General features: G+C 44.4%; 18 protein-coding genes. 16 read left to right on the top strand and 2 right to left on the bottom strand.

Features of this window, described 5'->3' with window-relative positions:
- The first annotated feature begins 338 nt into the window (after positions 1-338).
- From BEL05_RS06435 to BEL05_RS06395, 9 genes are all read left to right on the top strand, one after another.
- Positions 339-3,149, top strand: a complete 2,811-nt coding sequence (locus BEL05_RS06435) for a TonB-dependent receptor (protein ID WP_069670649.1) — start codon at positions 339-341, stop codon at positions 3,147-3,149.
- A 540-nt stretch (positions 3,150-3,689) separates the two neighbouring features.
- Positions 3,690-6,302, top strand: a complete 2,613-nt coding sequence (locus BEL05_RS06430) for a TonB-dependent receptor (protein ID WP_069670648.1) — start codon at positions 3,690-3,692, stop codon at positions 6,300-6,302.
- Between the two features lie 108 nt (positions 6,303-6,410).
- A complete protein-coding gene (locus tag BEL05_RS06425; protein ID WP_069670647.1) occupies positions 6,411-7,376 on the top strand; it encodes a class I SAM-dependent methyltransferase in 966 nt (321 codons plus the stop codon).
- Positions 7,377-7,867: 491 nt separating this feature from the next.
- Positions 7,868-8,650, top strand: coding sequence for a DUF3450 domain-containing protein (locus BEL05_RS06420; protein ID WP_028765536.1), 783 nt, complete (start codon positions 7,868-7,870; stop codon positions 8,648-8,650).
- A complete protein-coding gene (locus BEL05_RS06415; RefSeq protein WP_028765537.1) occupies positions 8,650-10,005 on the top strand; it encodes a MotA/TolQ/ExbB proton channel family protein in 1,356 nt (451 codons plus the stop codon). Before BEL05_RS06420 ends, BEL05_RS06415 begins: the two co-directional genes overlap by 1 nt.
- A complete protein-coding gene (locus BEL05_RS06410; protein ID WP_081730758.1) occupies positions 10,005-10,532 on the top strand; it encodes a MotA/TolQ/ExbB proton channel family protein in 528 nt (175 codons plus the stop codon). The genes BEL05_RS06415 and BEL05_RS06410 overlap by 1 nt, the downstream gene beginning before the upstream one ends.
- Positions 10,533-10,545: 13 nt before the next feature.
- Entirely contained in the window at positions 10,546-10,950 is a 405-nt protein-coding gene (locus BEL05_RS06405) for an ExbD/TolR family protein (RefSeq protein WP_028765539.1), read from the top strand.
- Position 10,951: 1 nt separating this feature from the next.
- Positions 10,952-11,569: an energy transducer TonB gene (locus BEL05_RS06400; protein ID WP_069670646.1), complete on the top strand. Its 618-nt coding sequence runs from the start codon at positions 10,952-10,954 to the stop codon at positions 11,567-11,569.
- Positions 11,570-11,571: 2 nt separating this feature from the next.
- Positions 11,572-12,822 carry a tetratricopeptide repeat protein gene (locus tag BEL05_RS06395; RefSeq protein ID WP_069670677.1) on the top strand — a complete coding sequence of 417 codons (1,251 nt, stop codon included), beginning with the start codon at positions 11,572-11,574 and terminating at the stop codon, positions 12,820-12,822.
- Positions 12,823-12,880: 58 nt separating this feature from the next.
- On the opposite strand, the gene BEL05_RS06390 is transcribed toward BEL05_RS06395, so the two are convergent.
- On the bottom strand, positions 12,881-13,396 hold the full coding sequence (locus tag BEL05_RS06390) for a GGDEF domain-containing protein (RefSeq protein ID WP_028765542.1): 516 nt from the start codon (positions 13,394-13,396) through the stop codon (positions 12,881-12,883).
- 79 nt (positions 13,397-13,475) lie between these two features.
- Here BEL05_RS06390 and BEL05_RS06385 point away from each other — a divergent pair, with 79 nt between their 5' ends.
- From BEL05_RS06385 to BEL05_RS06360, 6 genes are all read left to right on the top strand, one after another.
- Positions 13,476-15,305 carry a DUF885 domain-containing protein gene (locus BEL05_RS06385; protein WP_069670645.1) on the top strand — a complete coding sequence of 610 codons (1,830 nt, stop codon included), beginning with the start codon at positions 13,476-13,478 and terminating at the stop codon, positions 15,303-15,305.
- A gap of 98 nt (positions 15,306-15,403) precedes the next feature.
- Complete coding sequence (locus BEL05_RS06380) at positions 15,404-15,682, top strand: peptidylprolyl isomerase (RefSeq protein ID WP_028765544.1); 279 nt, start codon at positions 15,404-15,406, stop codon at positions 15,680-15,682.
- Positions 15,683-15,696: 14 nt separating this feature from the next.
- Positions 15,697-16,233 carry a GNAT family N-acetyltransferase gene (locus tag BEL05_RS06375; protein ID WP_069670644.1) on the top strand — a complete coding sequence of 179 codons (537 nt, stop codon included), beginning with the start codon at positions 15,697-15,699 and terminating at the stop codon, positions 16,231-16,233.
- Positions 16,234-16,283: 50 nt separating this feature from the next.
- On the top strand, positions 16,284-16,517 hold the full coding sequence (locus tag BEL05_RS06370) for an RNA-binding S4 domain-containing protein (RefSeq protein WP_028765546.1): 234 nt from the start codon (positions 16,284-16,286) through the stop codon (positions 16,515-16,517).
- Positions 16,518-16,539: 22 nt separating this feature from the next.
- On the top strand, positions 16,540-16,926 hold the full coding sequence (locus tag BEL05_RS06365; RefSeq protein ID WP_028765547.1) for a ribonuclease E inhibitor RraB: 387 nt from the start codon (positions 16,540-16,542) through the stop codon (positions 16,924-16,926).
- Positions 16,927-17,027: 101 nt separating this feature from the next.
- Entirely contained in the window at positions 17,028-18,998 is a 1,971-nt protein-coding gene (locus BEL05_RS06360; protein WP_069670643.1) for an NERD domain-containing protein kinase family protein, read from the top strand.
- A 58-nt stretch (positions 18,999-19,056) separates the two neighbouring features.
- Here the strand turns inward: BEL05_RS06360 and gcvA are convergent, their stop codons facing one another.
- Entirely contained in the window at positions 19,057-19,959 is a 903-nt protein-coding gene (gcvA, locus tag BEL05_RS06355; protein WP_069670676.1) for a transcriptional regulator GcvA, read from the bottom strand.
- A gap of 111 nt (positions 19,960-20,070) precedes the next feature.
- On the opposite strand from gcvA, the gene BEL05_RS06350 reads away from it, so the two are divergent.
- Positions 20,071-20,850, top strand: a complete 780-nt coding sequence (locus BEL05_RS06350) for a TSUP family transporter (RefSeq protein WP_028765549.1) — start codon at positions 20,071-20,073, stop codon at positions 20,848-20,850.
- The last annotated feature ends 561 nt before the right edge of the window (positions 20,851-21,411 follow it).

Here is a 21,411-nt window from a genome sequence, read left to right as displayed (position 1 = left end):
TCACCTTTAACATAAATACAACACGCTGTTACTGTTTTTTGCTATTTGTAAGCAGAATCGGTATGTGTTGCATTTTGTGTCACCCTGTAAATGTTAGTTTATTTCCTTTTTATACAGTGGTTTACAGATTTTTGTGGATGGGTTTACGCCCATTTTTCGATAATTTTTAGCTGTTTGATGGGTATACCTCAAATTAGGCTTGTTACTTTTGTTGGTTGCTTGTTGCGCCTGTGTTTATTTCTGTTGCGAATGTTGGCAATTAATTCGATGCCAATTGTTCCAACTAAGCCAGATGGCTTTGCATAAATATAAAAGACATTGAAGTCTAGGAGAATGACATGCAACAGAATCGCAGCTTTTTAGGTGCCTCAATAAAGTTAGCTTTATTAGGTGCAGCGACAACCATGACTTTGGCCGCCCCACAAGCAATGGCGGCCGATGATGAAACGGTAGAAAGAATTGAAGTTACAGGTTCTCGAATTAAACGTACCGATATGGAAACGACAGTTCCTATTACTACACTAACTAGAGAAGATATTGCGCAAACGGGTGCGATTAACGTCGCAGACATTCTCAACTCTTCGCCGGTATCAATCGCCGCATCGGATCAGTCAAATAGTGCATTTTCTACCACGACTGTAGGTCTTAATACGACTGCGCTGCGTAATTTAGGACAGTCGCGTACTTTGGTATTGGTTAATGGGCGTCGCTTTGTATCGGGTGTCGACCCATCCACGGGTTATGCGGTGGATTTGAACGCAATTCCGACATCAATGATAGAACGTATCGATATCTTGAAAAGCGCTTCGTCAGCTGTATATGGCTCGGATGCCGTTGCTGGTGTGGTAAACATCATTACACGTAGTGATTTTGATGGCGTGGAAATTAGTGCGCAGGCTGGTGTCGCGGGAGAGGGCGATCGAAAGACTAAGACAATTAGTATTACATCAGGTAAAGATTGGTCAGGCGGTAATGCTTGGGTTTCATTAGGTTATGACGATGATGATGGCATCAAAGCGACCGATCGTGATTTCTCAAGCCAAGATTTGGCGGTCTATTTAGATGATGATGGAAATGAGTATATCGATGCCCTCTATTCATCATACCCGCCTCAAGGACGCGTCAATGGTTATAACGCAGATGGCACGCCATTTACCGCTGATGGTCGATTTAATCGTGCATCATATCGCCAGCTAGTTACCCCGTTAGAGCGCAAGTATGCGGCAGCGGGTTTAACACAAGAGATCAATGACGATGTGTCATTCTTTACTGAGATTAACTGGAACACGACTAAAACCAAAGACTCTACTATTGAACCGACACCACTTGATGTGGTGAATGATATTTGGCTGCAGGACCGTAACGGTACTGGAGGGATGAGCATCAATTCGCCTTTGGTACCTGATGCGTTGCGCAATGCTCTCGCTGCAGATGGTATTTCAAACTTAAATGAAACCACCTTTGTTAGACGATTAGTTGAGTTTGGCGCGCGTTCTACCGATTTAGAGCGCGATACGGTTCGTATCGCGACTGGGGTGGATTGGCAGATAAATGATGAATGGGCCAACCAAACGTATTTAACTTGGGGTCGTACCGATCAGTTCCAAGAAAATGGCGGCCAGATGAATATTGAGCGTGCGGCTTTAGCGCTAGATGTTATGGATGATGGCAATGGCAACTTAGTTTGTGTTAATGAAGATGCGCGTTTGCAAGGTTGTGTGCCGCTAAACCTGTTTGGTGAAGGCACTGTGTCTCAAGACGCTGTTGACTATGTACGCGCCCCCGCTAAGGCAACGGGGCAAGCAGAGCAGTTTGTGATTGGAAGTACCGTGACAGGCGAGCTGCCTTGGGAGCTTTCTGGTGGTAATGTTGGTATGGCATTTGGGCTAGAATATCGTGAGGAGCGCGGTTCATACAGCCCTGGTGATTTAGCACAAACGGGAGCGTCATCGACCAATAAGTCGGAACCAACCAATGGTAAATTGGACTCGAAAGATATCTACGCAGAAGCCATATTTCCCATCTTAGATTCATTAGAATTAGATTTAGCAGCGCGTTATGCCGACCACTCTATTACTGGTGGTGATGTCACGTGGAATGCAGGTATAGAATTTACCCCACTAGATACATTAAAGTTTAGAGCATCGGCTGCAACGGCTATCCGCACGCCAAATATTTCTGATTTATATGGTGGTAGAGGGGAAACATTTGCGACGGTGGCAGATCCCTGTAATGGCATTGATGCGAGCACATCTGGACAAGTGGCTGACAACTGTCGTTCTATCCAGTCGATTAATGACAGGATTACTGATCAAGGTGTGTTTGAACTCACCCAGACAGAAGCACAAGGAACAGGTGGTACCACTGGTGGTAATGCTGATGTCAAAGCCGAAACCGCAGATACATGGAGTGCCGGCGTAATTTGGCAGGTGATGGACGATCTCTCTATCACGCTTGATTACTATGATATTGCAGTAAAAGATGCCATCTCGACCACAAGTAGAACAACAGTATTGAATCGTTGTTTTGATGTGGCATCGAGTGACTTCTCTGCGAACTGTAATGGTGCAGCCATTCGTGATCAGAACGGCGCATTAATTGAGGTGCATTCAGGTACGTCTAATGAAAACAATATCGACACCTCGGGCTTTGATACAGAAATTAACTACACCGTTGATCTCGGTCCGGGTAGCTTCCGAGCACAATTGATTTGGAACTACACCAATGAGTACGTAATAACCGGTATTGAAGATGGTGATGCTGTTGATTATGTTGGTGAAGTGCTCTATCCAGAACATCGTGCTAACTTAAACCTCTCTTACTTGATTGATGATTTCAACCTTGCATGGCGTATGCGTTACTGGCATTCAGTGGTTGACTCTGTCAACGAAGAGAACTTCAACTTTACCACAGGTGAGCCACTCACCACGTACAATGAGATTGATGCAGTGGTTTACCATGACATCAATGCCCGCTATAACTTTAGCGAGAATTTTGAAGCGTCAGTGGGTGTTAGAAACCTATTCGATAAAGAGCCGCCAATTCTTCCTCAAGGCACTAACTCTGGAGGGACGGGGATTAATACCGCATCTGAAGCTTATGATGTAACGGGTCGATACTTCTATGCAGGTGTCAACGTAAGGTTCTAACCGTTTATTTATGATAAATAAAACGCCAACATTGATATGTTGGCGTTTTTGTAATCTATTCTTTACAAAAATAGAGTTTTACGTCTTTGGCAATCGCCCCACCACAGTGACCTTAAACAGTCTTTCCACTTTATATCAGCCTCTATCAAACTCTTTTAATTCTAACAAGCTCTCAGTGCATTCCACTCCACACCCCATTTACTTTAGCATCTGGTTATCTATTTTGGGGGCGTAAAGTAAGCTTATTTCTTGTTTTTTAGACTTTTTCCTTTCTCCCGCTAAGGTCTTATGGGCGCTTTTTACACGTGGGTTATTTAAGAAGAACTGCCGGGAAGAGATCTATTTTTTATGCATAAATGAGAGGTTAGCCTACAAATTAACCGTTCATTCCATAAATCTGTGAAAATAATGAGACGAATGTTGATTAAATGTTTCACATGTGGTTCTATTTGTTTGCGAATGTGCACAAGTGTAACAACAGATGTTGATTTGTGTTTACTTTCACACAAAAATAAAAAATAAAGTCCAGGGAGAAACAACATGTATAAGAACAGCTTATTAGCTAATTCAGTGCGTTTCGCACTAGTTAGTGGTGCAGCTATGACTGCTTTTACTGCTCCAGCAGTATTCGCAGCAGATGAAGAGTCTGCAGAAAAAGTTGAACGTATTGAAGTTACTGGTTCACGTATTAAGCGTAGCGATCTAGAAGGTGCTTCACCTGTAACAACGATCACTGCAGACGACATGAAAGTTGAAGGTAACTTTACTGTAGCTGATGCGCTACGTAACAGTAACTTAAACTCATTCGGTTCATTCTCTGAGCGTTCAGGTAGCTCAGCACAGTCTCAAGCAACTATCGATCTACGTGGTGCTGGCTCAAGCCGTACTCTAGTTCTTATTGATGGTAAGCGTTTCCCAGGCTCACCAACACTAGGTGGCGCTTCAGCGAACCTTAACGCTATCCCAATGGCGGCTGTTGAGCGTATTGAAATTCTAACTGACGGTGCATCTTCTACCTACGGTTCTGACGCGATTGCTGGTGTTGTTAACATCATCATGAAAAAGAACTTCCAAGGTATCGAATTCAACGTTGGTGGCGGTTCACGTGACCGTGACGGCGGACTAACAAGTAAAGAGTTCTCAGTCGTTGCTGGTTACGAAATGGATAAGGGTAACATTACCTTTGCATTTGACCACCAGGACCGTAAAGGTATTGCTGATGGCGACCGTGCATTTACAGCACCTTGGATGCGTGACCTAGACGGTGACGGTACAATTCAAGCGTATAACGAGACTGATGGCTGGTCTATCTACGGTGCAACGGTTGCAGCACCTGACTTCTCTACAGCACAAGCTTCACCATTGTGTGATGACTTAGCTGCAGAATACGGTGACAATGTATTTAAGACTGTTGCTGCGGATTCTGATTGGGGTCCAGGTTCAACTTACTGTATGTATGCATACGGTAATGTGTCTTATAACAAGGCATCTGTTGACCGTAACACTGTTTATGTTGATGCAAACTATGAAATCGCTGAAGATGTTGAGTGGTTTGGTCGCATCATGTTTACTCAGAACAACTCATTTGGTCGTTATGCGCCGCCAGCTGCTGCTTGGAATAACATGGCCGCTGACAACCCACATAACCCATACGGCGAAGAAACTAAAGGTTACTTCCGTTGGGTTGGTATCGGAACACGTGATGGTAGCGTAGATGATTATAACCAAGATTACCTAACTGGTCTTCGCGGTTCTATCAGTGCATGGAATGATGCAACGTGGGAATTCTACTACCACTACAACAAAGCTGATAACAAGTCTATCGGTGAGTACTACTTAAGCTATTCAGGTCTTGCTTACAACGAAGCTAACGGAATCGATCTTGGTTCTGAAGCTGGTGTAAACAACATGAAAGCAACGACTCTTACTCAAGATTCAGCCACTTTCCACCAGTACAATGCAGGTATCGGTTTCGATGCATTTGAACTACCAGGTGGTACTGTTGCTCATTACTTCGGTATGGAATACTTCGAGCAAGATTTCGCTTCAGTATATGATGCGCAATCAGAAGCTGGTTTAGTTGGTGGTAGCGCAGGTAACTCTGCTGGTGGTGACCGTCAAGTATGGGCAGCTTTCTATGAAGCAGCATTACCAATTATCGATTCTGTAGAAGTTAACGTAGCGGCTCGTTTCGATGATTACAGCGACTTTGGTACAAACGTAGCGCCTAAGGTTTCTGTTCGCTGGCAAGCACTTGAAAATATCGTAGTTCGTGCGTCTTACTCTGAAGCGTTCCGCGCTCCAGCACTAGATCAGCTATATGCTGCGACTACATTCAGTGCCGATACCGGTACCGATTACCCATACTGTGAGTCTAATGGTGTTTCTGAAGCTGATTGTTCAAGCAAGCAGTACGATACCTATATTCGTGCTAACAGTGACCTAGGACCTGAAACTTCAGAGTACATTAACCTAGGTGTGGCATGGGATGTTGTTGATAACTTCGGTATCAAGGTTGACTACTTCGACCTAAACATCGACAACGTGATCAGCCGTCGTTCAATCACTAACGTGATGGAAGGTATCGCTGCTGGTACGCTAGCAACTACAGAAACTTTCTATGTAGATCGTGCTCCAGGAACTGGTGGCGCGCTAGGTAAAGCTCTTGAAATCGGTACTGGTTACGGTAACGGTGACAAGATGCAGATTACTGGTATCGACGTTGGCCTAAACGGTAACATCGAAACAGGTATCGGTGATTTCTCTATGAACTGGATGAACAGCTTCGTATTGGATTACATCGTGGAAGTAGAAGGTGGTGCTGAAGCCATCAATACTGCAGGCTGGAACGGTCAACCTGACTACAAGTCTAACTTCACAACTACTTACTCAATGGGTGACCATCGTGTATCTTGGAACGTGAACTACACTGCATCAACTTATGAAGATAAGGATGAAGGTAAGTTAGACGATTGGTTAATCCATAACTTAAGCTACACGTATGATGCGGGTTCATATGGTTCTATCATGGTAGGTGTTAACAACCTAACTGACGAAGATCCAGTACTATCTTCAGATGGTAAGTATGAAAATGCTGACCTATACAACAACTACGGTCGTGAATACCGTGCGAGCTACACTCTTAAGTTCTAAGAGTTAGTTAAACGTTGATATAGAAATAGTGTAAGAAAAAGGCCCTTTATAGGGCCTTTTTTTATGGTGTATTATCAAGCATCAAAACAATAACTAAATGGTGGCGTGATGAGTTCGCATTGGGATGAGTATTGGCAGCAAGGGCATTTAACTTCTTTTGGTGATAGTTTTAAGGGTAACTATTCTGGCGTATTGAGTACCCTATGGAATACAGAGTTCGCTAAGTTAAAGCCAAACTTTAAGGTATTAGATGTTGCTACGGGAAATGGTGCACTGCCACTGCTAATCAATCAGTTTTTTAGTGACCAACAAATAGGCGGGCATGTTGATGGTGTTGATTTAGCACAGATCGCTACAGATTTATCAACTCAACAGCTGAATGATGAGGTCACTGTCTCACTGATCTCGAATATTAATGGTAACGAGTTGCCATTCGAGAAGGGCCAATATGATTTGGTCATGTCTCAATTTGGTATCGAATACTCTGATCTTTCACGCTCTATTCCTGAAGCGCTAAGAGTATTGAAAACCGGTGGCAGGTTTTGCGTCGTTACTCATCACAGCCGTTCAATGATCATTAATCGAAATCGAGACATTCTGGCATTAATTAATGATAGCGCCGTGGATAATGTATTTAGCATCATCACAGCACTCGTTAAAAGAATGGGGAATATGAGCAATGGTGATGATCTAAAACGTGTCAAAATTGATCCTGAAGCCGAGCGTTTAAGAGGAGAGTTAAATACGGAAATTAATACTTTGGCAAAACTCAATGAAGCGGCTTTAAAAGATTGTGAGTTACTCAATTACGTTGCCACACTGTTTCAGCAAGGTCTATTCTGGTCGGTTGACAAAAAGCTGACTTACATCGAGTTTGCATCAGGTCAAATAGCTTCGTTGAAAGAGCGCCTCGGAGAACTCGTTAACGCGGCACTTTCTGAACAAAAAGTAGCAGACATATTAGCGTCATTATCAGGCGCAGCGCTAGAATGCATCGACACTATTTGTGATGACGAAGGTAAGATATTGGCTTGGAAGATAACCTTGATTAAGCATTCTGAGTCGTCATGTTAAACACCTAATGATTGGCCTGCATTTGCCTAATTTAGACAGGACGAAGTGGTTAACGGTTTACATATTAGTGACATCTACAAGTTTTTAATGACAATTAGGTTGCGCGTTTGTTAAATCTTGTGGTGTTTTGTGTTAATGATTAAAGTCTTTGTTTATTAATGGTTTAGTGGTTTAGTCGTTCTAATTTGATAACAAGGTTCGTTGTGAAGTAATTACCAACTTGTCTGAAAAAGCACCTCTTATACGATTTTCGACTCCTAATCGCTTTTTCTACTAGTTTTAGCGCTCCCCAAATGTTGACACAGGTCAACATTTTGTGAAATGATGCCAGCGGGTCTACACCCTGAGGGGTGTGGAAAAGGGAAGATAATAACTAACAATCACAAGAGAAATGCACACTTATAGCTGAGGAATTCTTGCAAGATAAGCAGAAACCCGGTGTTGCTATTAAGTTAAACCTTTTATTTTTCACTTCAAATTGGTTGGGAACTATGTCCAAGGTAAGCAATAGAACTAAAATCGCTACAGCGCTCGTAGGCGCGCTGGCCTTAGCAGGCAGTAACTTAGTGGTTGCAGATCCACTTTCAGAAGTACAGAAAGCGGATACTAAGATTCACACAGATGCAGCAGCATCTCAAAAGAAAGTCGATAAGTATTACGACCAAGCGCAAGATATGGCGTTTGAATATGGTCAAGTTGCTGACACGCGTGAGTCAACTAAGTCATACAATGATTACGTTGCTGGTTTGGTCGCAGACCAAGAAGCAACAATGAAACTTATTCAAGATGACATCAACGGCGTTGACAAGCTTCGTCAAGGCGTTGTGCCACTTATGTTCAAGATGGTTGATGCACTGGAGCAATTCATTGCACTTGATCTACCATTTAATCTAGATGCTCGTGAAGCGCGTGTTAAACGTCTACGTGAAACCCTAGATACCGCTAACGTAACTTTGGCTGAAAAATACCGTCTTATCTTAGATGCATATAACATCGAGCGTGAATATGGCTCTAAGTTGAATGTTGAAACGGGTAAGCTGCAATTAGATAGCAAAGAGATCCTTGTTGACTTCATCAACTTCGGTCGCGTTGGCTTCTACGCACAAAGCCTAGACCAAAAGTCTGCATGGATGTTTAATCCAGAGACTAAAGCATGGGACAAGCTAGAAGATAGCTACCTACGTAACATTACTAAAGCAATTCGCCAAGCTCGTGGCCAAGGTGCTCCAGATATGTTCGCGTTACCAATCCCTGCTGCGGAGGCTGCACAATAATGAAAAAGTTAATCTCTACAGCAATCGTTGCTGCAAGTTTATCATTAACAGCTGGTATGGTTAGTGCGGCTGACGCACCTAAAAACATCGATCAGCTACTTAAGCAAGTACAAACTGACCGTGCTAACGCTGCTAAAGTAAACAAGAAGCGTGAAGCTGAGTTCCAAGCGGAACGTGGCGACAAAGCAGCACTACTTAAGCGTGAAAAATCTGCTCTTGCTGCTGAAGAACAGCGTGGCAAAGACCTTTCACAAGCTTTCGCTGACAACGAGCGTAAAATTGCTCAGTTAGAAGAAGACCGTAAAATTGCACAAGGTGACTTGGGTGAGATGTTCGGTGTTGTTAAAGGTGAAGCGGGTGATTTCGCTGGCAAGCTAGTGTCTTCAAACGTTAGTGCTCAGTTCCCTGGTCGTGACGCGTTTATCGCTGAACTTGGTGCTCGTAAAGAGCTACCAAAGATCGAAGAGCTAGAAAAGTTCTGGGAAGAGCAGCTATTTGAAATGGCTGAGTCTGGTAAAGTTGTAACTTTCGATGCTTCAGTAACGGGTATCGACGGTAACGTAAACAACACTAAAGTAACTCGTGTTGGTGCTTACAACCTGCTTGCTGATGGTCAATACGTTGTATACAACGCAGATTTAGGCCTGATTCAGCAGCTTTCACAGCAGCCTGGCGGCGAGCAAGTATCTAGCGTTAAGGCTTTCGAAGGCCAAACGTCAGGTATTCATAAGCTGTTTGTTGACCCTGCGCGTGGTGTACTACTAAACGTATTCACTCAAAAAGCTACAATCGAAGAGCGTATTGAAGCGGGTGGAACCATCGGTTACATCATTATCGCACTACTCGCTCTTGGTGCACTTATCTCTATCGAGCGTCTTATCACGCTATATGTTGTTGGTGCTAAAGTTAACGCACAGCGCAAAGATATTGAGAACCCAGGTGACAACCCACTTGGCCGTGTATTAAAAGCCTATCAAGACAACAAAGATGTAGATGTTGAAACGTTAGAGCTGAAACTTGACGAAGCCATTCTGAAAGAAACACCAGCACTTGAAACACGCATCTCAATTATCAAGGTTCTTGCGGCTATCGCACCTATGATGGGTCTTCTGGGTACGGTTACAGGTATGATTGCAACATTCCAAAGCATTCAGTTGTTCGGTACGGGTGATCCTAAGCTAATGGCTGGTGGTATCTCTATGGCACTTATGACGACTGTACAGGGTCTAGTTGCTGCACTACCGTTAATGCTGATGCATGCAATCGTTATTGCACGCAGCAAGTCAGTTGTTCAAATCCTTGAAGAGCAAAGTGCTGGTATTGTAGCTTCGCACGCTGAGAAGAGGAACGCCTAATGATGCTATACCTGATGGACATCTGGGATTCCGTCAGGGGCTTCATGGCCTCCGGAGGCGACGTCCTTTGGTTGGTTGCGGCAGTGCTATTCCTAATGTGGGTGTTAATGCTTGAGCGTTTTTGGTATCTCAATTTAATTGCGCCAAAAGAGCATCAAGGCATTATCACTGCATGGAGTGAAAGAGAGGACTCTACCTCTTGGCACGCACACCGTATCCGTGAAGCTTGGGTATCCCAAGCGAAACAAGATATGAATGCTCGTATGCTGATTATCAAAACCTTAGTAGCAATCTGTCCTATGATAGGTCTACTAGGTACCGTAACCGGTATGATACAGGTATTCGATGTGATGGCAGTTCATGGGACGAGTAACGCTCGTATGATGGCAGCTGGTATTTCAATGGCAACCATGCCGACAATGGCGGGAATGGTCGCTGCGTTATCGGGAGTATTCTTTAGTACTCGCCTAGACGCAAAGATGAAGATCAGTATGGAAAAGCTAAAAGATAGCCTGCCACACCACTAGAGAGAGATTGAACATGGCACGTAAAAAGCATTCAAGTATAGAAGAAGAAGCGCAAATTGATATGACACCGATGCTCGACATCGTGTTTATCATGTTGATCTTCTTTATCGTAACAACGTCGTTCATTAAGCCATCTGGTCTTGACTATAACAAGCCAGAAGCTTCTCAAGCGACAACTCAGAAGTCTGCAAACATCTTTATCGGTGTAAGCAAGACAGGCGTAATTAAGATGGAAAACCGTCAGGTTGACATCGAGCGTGTAACGGCAAACGTAGAACGTATGTTAGCTGAATCACCTGAAGCGGCTGTATTGATTGAAGCAGATAAAGAAGCTGAACATGGCCTAGTAGTTAAGGTTATGGACAACGTGAAGAAAGCAGGTATCAATAAGATTTCGGTATCAGCGGGGAAAGACTAATATGCTGAGAGGAATAGTATCATTATTAGTTGGTGGTGCTGTTACTTTTGCCCTGTTTGTTTTCATGGCCTTCTTGGTCAGTGGCGGCGCCAAGCGCGCCGACACTGCAACTGATTCTCCAGTAATTGAGATCAGTATGGATAAACAGGATACAAAAGTGCAGGACAAGCCTAGGGTAAAGCCTAAGCCACCTACACCGCCTGAGCAGCCACCTTTGCCTGATACGCCGCCACCAGATAGCTCATCTGACATCGACACTAACATGTCGTTTAACATGAGTGGTGTGGTAGCTGGCGGAGCAAGTACTGGCTTCAAGCTTGGTAACATGATGACACGTGATGGTGACGCAACACCTATCGTTCGTATTGAGCCTCAGTATCCAATTGCTGCAGCTCGTGATGGTAAAGAAGGTTGGGTACAACTTAGCTTTACGATTAACGAACTTGGTGGTGTTGAAGACGTTCAAGTTATCAAAGCAGAACCAAAGCGTGTTTTCGATAAAGAAGCGAAACGTGCGCTTAAAAAGTGGAAGTACAAGCCAAAGATTGTTGACGGTAAAGCCCTTAAACAACCAGGCATGACAGTACAACTCGACTTTAAACTAGATGGAGGCAGATAATGATGCAAAAAGTTAATACTCTTGCAGCAGCTCTTTTGCTTACTATCGGTGGTAGTCTAGTGACTGTGCCAATGGCGTACGCTGCTGCAGAAAAGTGTCCAATTGACAAGCGCCAATCAAAAGCGGTTGGGCAAAGCTCTGCAAAGAAAGTACAAAAATCTTTTGAAGCATACCAAGAAGGCAATATTGACGGTGCTATCGCCATTTTGCTTGAAGCTGATCCCCGTGATGCATTTGATAAAGCGTACATTGCCCGTATGTTGGGTAACTTTTACGCTGAAAAGAATCAGATGGGTACTGCAATTAAGTATCTTAAGACTGCAGTAGATGCTGATATTCTTGGTGGTACCGATCACGGTGCAACCTTGCGCTTATACGCCGACTTGTTGATTCAAGAGAAAAAGTTCAAAGAATCAATTCCTTACTACTATGAGTGGATGAAGTTTACCTGTAAAGAAGATGCACAAGTGTATCGTCGTATCGGTATTGCTTATTCTGAACTTAAAGAGTGGGATAAAGTTCTGCAAGTTGTCGATAAAGGTCTTTCTGTTAGTACTAAACCTGACAAAGGTTTGTACCAGATGAAGCTAACCGCTTATTTCAATAAGAAAGATTATAAGAATGCCGTTAAAGTACTCGAGACTATGGTGCCATTGTTCCAACAAGATGGTCGCCTGTGGGTACAGTTAGCGCAGTTCTATTTGATGACAGAAAGCTATGATAAATCGTTAGCAACTTATGATTTAGCTTATAAGAATGGATTTTTAGAGACGGCGGGTAACATTACTCGTTTATCTCAGCTATTAGCACAAAATGGTTCGTCATATCGTGCAGCAAAAATCTATGAAAAGCATATGAAAAGCGGCCTAATCAAAGAAGACGAGAAAACGCTCTCTATTCTTGGTGGTTTCTATCATAACGCTAAAGAGTTAAAGGAAGCGGCGAGTTATTACGGTAAAGCAGCTGCAGTCAATAATGACGGTAAGCTTTACTTAAAGCAGGCACGTCTACTTACTTTGCAAGAAAAGCATAAGGATGCGATTCCTGTGCTTAAGAAAGCGCTTGCTGCTGGTGACGTGAGTAAAGGTGAAGTTGAGTTTGAGTTGGCTCTCGCTTATCTTGGTACCAAGCAATACAAAGCAGCGTATAACGCTTGCTTGAAAGCTGCCAAGGATGAGAAAACTAAGCGTACTGCAAATAGCTACCTAGCATATATTAAAGAAAAGGCACGTATTTATAACGTAGCACTTTAAATTTAATTGCTAAAAAAGCCCCTTGATAGGGGCTTTTTTTATGCCGAATTTTGAGTGGTTATTGCAGGGTAAGGCTGCGAACTTGCACATGCTTATCTTTAAGCAACTCTAATTCGCTACTGAGTAGCTTTACATCTTCAAACAGGTTTTCAATATTGAGCTCGTTGACTGGTTGGCATACACAAGCGGCAAGTTCATAGTCGATATGGCTGGCATGCTTGCGTCGATACTCAAGATTAAACTCCTCGATTTTTTGCTCTATGCGAGCGATAACCGTTTGGGTGCCGACTTCGTCAATGTTAAATAGTCCAAGGGCGAAGTTATCTTGATTGAGTCTTGCAACCATATCGGTTGTGCGTAGTATCGCTTCTTGCACCTGTTTCATAAACAATTCAAGTAAATGAGGTTGCTTAACTGTTTCATGTATGTGTGGGCAAAGATACAATAGGGCTAAACTCTGGTTGTCTCTGATATGCCGATGCCATTCGCGATTAAAGACCTCCATAAAATAGGTTTGGTTATAGACGCCAGTTTCGGGGTCTCTAAACCCCGAGTTACGAAATGAATAGATCATTGGCTAGTTCCTCTCATGCACCTATTGATAAGTATAGAAAACAACAAGCAATTGAACAGAATATGAAGGATATAAAATAATGAACAAAACCTTTATCGCGCTATCTGTCGCTGCAGGCCTAGCGTTAGCGGGTTGTAGTGAAGCACCACAAAACTCCACGGAAACGCAAACTAGCGCGAAAACATCAGTAGAAACAGGTGTTACGCAAACTGCTGAACAGGCTTACCTAGCCCTAGTTGAACGCTACTTTCAAGATACCCTTAAGCTAGAACCTATTTATGCCACGTTTGTAGGTGTCAACGATTATAACGATCAGTTCGGCGGCTCACTGACCGAAGATTATTTAAAGCAGCGTCATGATCTAAATACGCGCTACCTAAAGGCTGTAAAAGCGATTGACCGTCAAGCGCTACCAGCAGCATTACAGCTTAGCTATGACATGTTCACTTATGACAGAAACGTCGCGCTGACCTCAGAGACCTTCCCTGAACACTTTATGCCAATGAATCAGTTTTACAGCACGGTCATTAGCATGGTTCAGCTCGGTAGTGGCGAAAGCGCCCAACCGTTCAATACCGTTGAAGACTACAATAATTGGTTGTCGCGTTTAACCGGTTTTATTGAGTGGACTAAGCTAGCGCAAATTCGAATGGATGAAGGGATTGCAAGCAAGGTTGTACTGCCGCGCGTTTTGGTTGAACGTATTATTCCTCAACTTGAGGCACAATTAGTGACATCGCCGCAGGAAAGCTTGTTCTATGCTCCAATCAATAATCTACCCGATGATTTTAGTGATGCAGATAAACAAGCGGTTACCGACGCCTACAGCAAATTGATTGCAGAGCAGTTGTTACCAGCACTGACTCAACTAAAGCAATATTTCGAACAAACCTATCTACCCGTGGCGCGAGCAAGTGACGGTTGGTGGGGGCTCCCTAACGGTAAAGTGTGGTATCAGCATTTAGCCAACTCGCACACGACGACAACAATGCCTGTGGATGAGATCCATCAGGTGGGCTTGTCTGAAGTTGCACGTATTTTGGCTGAAATGGACAAGGTTCGTCAGCAAGTCGGCTTCGAAGGTGATTTAAGCGCCTTTTTTGCATCACTTTCTTCAGAGCCGCAGTATTTCTTTGACGAACGTCAGGGGCTTATTGATGGTTATATGACCTTGAAAGATAAGATTAATGCCGAGTTACCTAAATACTTCAATGTGATGCCTAAAGCAGATTACGTGGTTAAGCCGGTAGAAAGCTTCCGAGAGCAGTCTGCTGCAGGCGCGTCTTACGAGTCGCCAGCGGTTGATGGGTCACGTCCTGGGGTGTTTTATATCAACACCTACAACCTTAAAGCACAACCTAAGTGGGGCATGACCACCTTGTCTCTGCATGAGGCTGCACCAGGTCATCACTTCCAAATTGCTATCAAGCAAGAGCTTACTGGCGTGCCAGAATTTCAGCGCTTTGGTGGATATACGGCATTTGAAGAGGGTTGGGCGCTGTACGCTGAATATCTAGGAATCGAAATGGGCCTATTTAATGACCCGTATCAATACTTCGGTAAACTGTCAGACGAAATGCTCCGTGCCATGCGTCTAGTGGTCGACACCGGTCTGCATGCCAAAGGGTGGAGTCGTGAACAAGCGATTCAATACATGAAAGATAATTCGCCAATGGCAGAATCTGACATTGTTGCTGAAGTCGAACGTTATATGGCGATTCCGGGACAGGCTTTGTCGTATAAAGTGGGCCAGTTGAAGATCTTATCACTGCGTGCAGAAGCGGAAGCGGCCCTTGGTGATAAGTTTGATCTGAAAGGGTTCCATGACCAAATATTAACCTCTGGTTCATTGCCTATGGCGGTGATGGAGCGAAAAATCCATCAGTGGATCGCAGCGCAGAAAGCTTAAGGGATAAAACCTTGTTTTAACGCTTTTTAAACCCAGCAAATGTTTTATACTTGCTGGGTTTTATTTTTATCTATTTTCGGGAAGTTTAGGAGCGCAAAATGGTACAAGCAACAGCACGTCACTTATTAGTTAGCAGCGAAGAGCAGTGTGAACAATTGAAGCAGCAGATCCTTGAAGGTGCAGATTTTGGCGAAGTCGCTAAGGCAAACTCTTCTTGCCCATCTGGTGCTCAAGGTGGTGACCTAGGTTCTTTTGGCCCAGGTATGATGGTACGTGAATTTGACGAAGTGGTATTTAGTGCGCCACTTAATGAAGTACAAGGTCCTGTAAAAACTCAGTTTGGTTATCACTTACTTGAAGTGACCAGCCGCGGTTAATGTTGGACACTGCAATGCTTGAACTCTATACCGACAGGTTAAAAATCCGATCATTGCAGCGGGCGGATTGGCAGGTTTTCTTGTCAATCCACCAAGATCTTGAGCTTAATCAATTTGTAAGACGGCCGGAGAGTATCCAGGCTATCAGTGATAAGTTTGAAGCGCGGTTATTGCCGTGGTTATTTGACTCTGGTGATTGGTTAACCCTCACTATCGAAGAGATAGACACAGGTAACATCATCGGCTTTACCGGGCTTTACGCCTGCAACGTCGATTTAGGGCACGCTGAGGTCGGCTATATGCTTAGTCAGGCGGGTCAAGGTCAAGGTTATGCGACTGAGAGCTTAGCGGCAGTGGTTGACTGGGCTAGCTTGTCTCATCAAGTGCATAAGTTTATTGGTTTGTGTGCCACGGAAAATCGAGCATCGGTTCGGGTGCTAGAAAAATGTGGTTTTCAGCTTGAAGGGGTGTTACGTCACAATTACAGAATCGATGACCGCTGGATTGATGATTGTTGTTTTGGCTTATTAACCCATGAGCGTGCACTCTAGCGTATCAGTGTTATAATCGCGTCGATCTCATTTTGAAAAGGTACACTAGTGTGACTACAGCATCACAAACCCTTGCATTGTTGCCAGGTGAAGAGTTTATTGAGCTCTATAAAGTATTAAAAGTACAATCCATGACTGGTGGTGGTGGCGAAGCGAAATTCGTTATCAGTGAAGGTATGGTGACCGTAGACGGTGAAGTTGAAACGCGTAAACGTAAAAAAGTGATCGCTGGGCAAGTGGTGAGCTTTAATGACGAAAGCGTGACCATTGTTGCGGCAGACTAGTTTCTAAATATTGGAGTTTACAATGCAATTTCCAGATGATGACAATGGCAAAATGCTAGCGGCAATGGCCGATGCTGGTATTGATTTAACGAAAGCGCTTGATGTTGATTTCTTCCTCGTCTTTGATGATCAACGAGACGCTGAGTCTGCGGCCGAAGAGTTAACCAAATCAGAGCTTGAAGGCGAGATGGAGTTGCATCTCAACGATGATGTGGGCAAATGGGAACTCATCGTGTGTGTCAACATGGTGCCTGACTACAACGCCATTGTTGAACAAGAAGTTGAGCTCAATAGCTTTGCCGCCGAGTTTGGCGGTGCCACAGATGGATGGGGCGTAATGCAACATCAAGAGGGCGATGACGAATTTGCCGATGATGAGCACGAGTGCAGCGACGATTGTAAACACTAATGCGATATTGAATAAAAAAGGCCACTAGTATTAGTGGCTTTTTTATACTTCAAATTCAGCATTTATCAGATGTATAGCAATTGCCACTAAGGGAGAAAAGAATGGCAAAGCAGATAAGTTTTGGTACCCCAGTTAATGATGCTGAGCGTTGGGCATTTTCAATGCTAGCCGACGAGCTGCCCGAGAATTACATCTTATTGACCAATGTTGAAATTCCCACTAAATCGGGCCAGGCCATGGAAGTTGATGCCTTAGTGATAGGTGAGTGGGGCGTGTATGTGGTCGATGTAAAAGGTTATATCGGTCGTCTCGATGCGGGTCTACATGCATGGTCGCTAGACGGTCGTCAAGTTGATAACAGTTTAGCCAAAGCTAACTATGTCGCGCGCGTTTTGGCGGGTAATGTCAAGCATAAGGTACCTGTAGGCGTTTATGCACCGTGGTGCCAAGGCATGGTATTTGTGACGGGTCGCAAAGGCGAAGAGATTGAGCTTGAAAAGCAGCAAGGCTCGTTAAGTATCTATACGCCAACTCAAATCGTCCAGGCGTTAACAAAAGAGTGGGGGCTCACTGCACCGCACAAACATTTGGTAACGGATGAACAGAAAGAGATGGTGCTTAAGACCATTGGGCAAGTGGCATTGGTTGAGCAGCGCAACAGTAAGATTCAAGATTTCATCAAGCTAAAATGCCTGTTTATTCAGTCTGGGCTAGAAGTGTGGCAGTCTGAATACAATCCCGGAGGCTGGACTGCACCTTGGCTGCTTAAAATACTCGTGCCGACTCAGTTTGAAAACAGCGATGAGTCGAGCCATTTTGAGCAGCGACTGCGGGACGAATTTAAGCGTTTGCAGGCCCTGTCGGGTTGCAGTGGCGTTCCACATTGTGCGCCTTTAATACAAGATGGTGAGCAGTTAGTGCTTCCTATCCGTATGCCCCTTGGTGTGCCGCTAAATGTGCTTGAACATGAAAACCTCAGCACTTATCAATTACTGGAGATATTGCGCCGCTCAGTGTCGGGATTGCAACAGATCCACCGCCGTGGCTATACCGTTGGTGGGTGGACTAGCAATTGCGTGTTTATCTCAGATCAGGGTGACGTTGAGTTTATTGACATTAAAGATAATCTGAACACTAGCGAAGATATTCTGGCTTATGCGGCTAGCTTCTTAACCTTGGCAGAACAAACCAAACAGCCGCGTGTTTATCAGTGGTATCGATTGGCAGCAACGGGAGCGACGACGGACCTTGATGCATTGCGTTGTGATATTTCAGCATTAATTGATAATGGTGTCTGTGACACCTTGCCAGAGCGCATAGCGATACAAACTGGGGCGATTGTTGATCATCACTACCGCCTAGAAACCTTTATCGCAGCGACCGAGCACAGTCAATTCTGGCGCGCTCGCCATCTACAGGGACATTATCAGTGTGGTCTATCAATTTATGACAAAGTGGACACCGACTGGTTACTGCTCAGCAATCTCTACCGTAGCCTATCTAAAGTCTATCATCCGCATATTGAAAAAGTGTTGGCCTTTGGTCAGCTGCCACAAAGTGATGAACTCTTTATTGCCAGAGCTTGGGAATATGGCGAGTCATTACAGGAGTTAAATGAGATCCAGTTAGGTCAGCCAGTCATGTGGTTCACACAGCTGTTATCAGCGCTACAGTATATGCATCAGATGGAGATCTATCATGGTGCTATCTGTCCAATGAACATCATCTGCAACAAACATAAAGCGATTTTAGTGAACTTTGGCATTGGACTGGATATCGCAACTAGCCATTATGCTAGTCGGTATGCGGATCCACAGATGTGGGCTGCCGAAGGAGATGCTGAAAAAGATTTATACGGTTTAGTCGCGAGCTTTATTGCCACATTGACACCCATTAAACTGCAGGGCGACGGTGGACAAGCAGGCATTATCAGTGCATTGCATGCGTTTGATAAAACATGGTTTGGCGAAAAAACCTTCGACACCTGTTTGAAGGTGCTTAACTTTGAGTTTGATGCCGATGCGGGCCAATCTTACCTTGAGGCTTTTGACGTCGCCGACAAACTTATCTAGGCCTAAATAGCGCCAATGCTCCAGCAAGGGGTATTGGCTTTTATTTGCTTTAGCCCATTCATCTTGATGAGCTGCTACGATAAGGCTTGAGAATCTCTAATATCCAATCAATAAACGCCGCTGACTTTTCAGGTAGATGCGTCGCTTGTGGTGTCAATACATAGTAGGCGTAAGGGCTGGTAAAACCCGCTGAAAATGGGATCACTAAGCTGCCGTTATTGAGTTCTTGTTCAATAAAAAAGCGTGGAATGAGTGCTACGCCCATTCCGCTCACGGCCGCCTGACTGAGCATGTAAAAATGCTCCATACCAAATTTCTTCGATGTGGTGAGTGTTACGCCGACTTTTTCTGCCCAATAAGGCCACAATTCGGGGCGTGTCGTGTGCTTGAGTAGTGTCATGTTATTAATATCTGACGGCTGAGTTAATTGGCTGGCTAGCTGAGGCGCACAAACTAAGCAGAGATCTTCATCCATCAGTTTAATCACATTACACCCTTTTGGTGTGCTCGTTGCACTGCGGATGGCAATATCATAATGCTGCTGACTAAAATCGACCTGGAAGTCGCCAATAGACAGGTCGACATACAGCTGTGGTGCTCGTCGTTTAAAGGCTTCGAGTCTTGGGATCAGCCAGTTAATCGTTAGGCTGGGTAACACGTTGACTGATAACGCTTGATGCCGAGAGGCACGCAGGGTTATCTCATCTGTTGCTTGGTCAATCGTGTGCAAAGCGGTGCTGATATGCAGCAGATAACGCTGTCCCGCTTCAGTTAATGCCAGCTGCCGATGTTGCCGCACAAATAGCGACGTGCCTAAATAGGACTCAAGGGCTTTTATCTGTTTGCTGACAGCGCCGTGAGTGACATAAAGTTCTGTTGCAGCTTTGGTAAAACTTAAATTTCGCGCTGCAGATTCAAAATATTTAAGGGTATTTAGTGGTGGAAGCTGTTTAAGTGTCATGGTTTTAGTGTGAGAAATTGTCACATAACAAAGACAATAACTCCTTTGCTTTATCTGTGTAAACCACGTTTAATAGCGCCACTCTTAATTTCGTTAAAGCCAATCACTAACATGTCGTTTGAATTAACCTATGAACTTATCGCTATTTTGTTTGTTGTGGCTATGGTGGCGGGCTGTATCGATGCTATCGCTGGTGGTGGCGGGCTGTTAACCATTCCCGCATTGATGTGGGCAGGGCTGCCACCAACAGCAGCACTGGCGACCAACAAATTACAGGCCTGCGGCGGTAGTTTTTTTGCCAGCGCTTATTTTGTGCGTAAAGGCATGGTTAAGTTAGGCCAAATGAAGCTGGCCATCGCTTGCGCTTTTATAGGCTCAGCGTTGGGGACAATCAGTGTGCAGCTGATTGATGCCTCGGTACTTGAATCCGTATTGCCATTTTTGATGCTGTTGATTGGTGGCTACTTTTTGTTCTCTAAAAAAATTAGTGAAGAGGATAAGCACCAGATACTTACGCCAACGGTTTTTGGTTTTACTGCCGCATTAGGGGTTGGTTTCTATGATGGGTTCTTTGGCCCTGGGACGGGGAGCTTCTTTGCGTTGGCATTTGTATCCCTAGCAGGATTTGGCTTAGCAAAGGCTACGGCACACGCTAAGGTGCTTAACTTTTCTACTAATATCGCCTCACTAATCTTCTTTGCGCTCGGCGGTAAAGTGTTTTGGTTACTTGGCGGCATCATGTTGATTGGCCAAGCTCTTGGTGCAACCTTAGGTTCGCGCATGGTGATGACAAAAGGCAGTAAAATTATTAAGCCGTTAGTGGTCACTATGTCGATAGCCATGAGCGTCAAGTTACTCTCAAATCAGTACGACCTGTTATTTTGGCTCTAGCCGAGTGGCTGCCTTCGAATCAAGGGTGATTACATTTTCTGTTTTAGCCTCTAGTTAGTTTGGTATTTACTGGTGTCCTTGAAGATAATACCTTCATTATTGTTTACTGCCTCCAGGTGGGTATGTGCAGTGATTTCAGTGACACGACATGAGTATATCCCCATAGTCTCGTCCGTGATGTCTATGTCACAGACGGTGACAGAGGGTCACAGATGGTCACAGATGGTCACAGACGGTCACAGATGGTCACAGACGGTCACAGACCCAGCTACACCTGTTTTTTCTATTCAATGTGGCTTCATTGCAGGAGTTCCGTAACTCACTTTTGCCCCAAAACTTGTTAGCCTTCGAATAAAGGCTGGTTACATTTTCTCTTTTGGTTCATTGTTATTGGGGTGTGTGCCTGAAGGTCATACCTTTATCGCCATCTAACGCCTGCCCGGCGAGGGATGTGCCGATACGCCTGTGAGGCGCCGTGAATAAGTCCCTTTAGGCTCTGCCGAAACATCCCTGTTTCGGAAGCTCACCGGCGTATCTACACTCGGTATCTCAACGTCTCTT

This window comes from Shewanella colwelliana, from assembly GCF_001735525.1.
Classification (GTDB): domain Bacteria; phylum Pseudomonadota; class Gammaproteobacteria; order Enterobacterales; family Shewanellaceae; genus Shewanella; species Shewanella colwelliana.
The sequence above is the reverse complement of the archived record's forward strand: the minus strand, read 5'-3'. Positions and strand labels throughout refer to the sequence as shown.

What these genes read in the sequence shown, in the direction of transcription:
- BEL05_RS06435 (WP_069670649.1), top strand. Translation starts at nt 339, where the DNA reads ATGCAACAGAATCGCAGCTTTTTAGGTGCCTCAATAAAGTTAGCTTTA.
- BEL05_RS06430 (WP_069670648.1), top strand. Translation starts at nt 3,690, where the DNA reads ATGTATAAGAACAGCTTATTAGCTAATTCAGTGCGTTTCGCACTAGTT.
- BEL05_RS06425 (WP_069670647.1), top strand. Translation starts at nt 6,411, where the DNA reads ATGAGTTCGCATTGGGATGAGTATTGGCAGCAAGGGCATTTAACTTCT.
- BEL05_RS06420 (WP_028765536.1), top strand. Translation starts at nt 7,868, where the DNA reads ATGTCCAAGGTAAGCAATAGAACTAAAATCGCTACAGCGCTCGTAGGC.
- BEL05_RS06415 (WP_028765537.1), top strand. Translation starts at nt 8,650, where the DNA reads ATGAAAAAGTTAATCTCTACAGCAATCGTTGCTGCAAGTTTATCATTA.
- BEL05_RS06410 (WP_081730758.1), top strand. Translation starts at nt 10,005, where the DNA reads ATGATGCTATACCTGATGGACATCTGGGATTCCGTCAGGGGCTTCATG.
- BEL05_RS06405 (WP_028765539.1), top strand. Translation starts at nt 10,546, where the DNA reads ATGGCACGTAAAAAGCATTCAAGTATAGAAGAAGAAGCGCAAATTGAT.
- BEL05_RS06400 (WP_069670646.1), top strand. Translation starts at nt 10,952, where the DNA reads ATGCTGAGAGGAATAGTATCATTATTAGTTGGTGGTGCTGTTACTTTT.
- BEL05_RS06395 (WP_069670677.1), top strand. Translation starts at nt 11,572, where the DNA reads ATGCAAAAAGTTAATACTCTTGCAGCAGCTCTTTTGCTTACTATCGGT.
- BEL05_RS06390 (WP_028765542.1), bottom strand. Translation starts at nt 13,396, where the DNA reads ATGATCTATTCATTTCGTAACTCGGGGTTTAGAGACCCCGAAACTGGC.
- BEL05_RS06385 (WP_069670645.1), top strand. Translation starts at nt 13,476, where the DNA reads ATGAACAAAACCTTTATCGCGCTATCTGTCGCTGCAGGCCTAGCGTTA.
- BEL05_RS06380 (WP_028765544.1), top strand. Translation starts at nt 15,404, where the DNA reads ATGGTACAAGCAACAGCACGTCACTTATTAGTTAGCAGCGAAGAGCAG.
- BEL05_RS06375 (WP_069670644.1), top strand. Translation starts at nt 15,697, where the DNA reads ATGCTTGAACTCTATACCGACAGGTTAAAAATCCGATCATTGCAGCGG.
- BEL05_RS06365 (WP_028765547.1), top strand. Translation starts at nt 16,540, where the DNA reads ATGCAATTTCCAGATGATGACAATGGCAAAATGCTAGCGGCAATGGCC.
- BEL05_RS06360 (WP_069670643.1), top strand. Translation starts at nt 17,028, where the DNA reads ATGGCAAAGCAGATAAGTTTTGGTACCCCAGTTAATGATGCTGAGCGT.
- gcvA (WP_069670676.1), bottom strand. Translation starts at nt 19,959, where the DNA reads ATGACACTTAAACAGCTTCCACCACTAAATACCCTTAAATATTTTGAA.
- BEL05_RS06350 (WP_028765549.1), top strand. Translation starts at nt 20,071, where the DNA reads ATGTCGTTTGAATTAACCTATGAACTTATCGCTATTTTGTTTGTTGTG.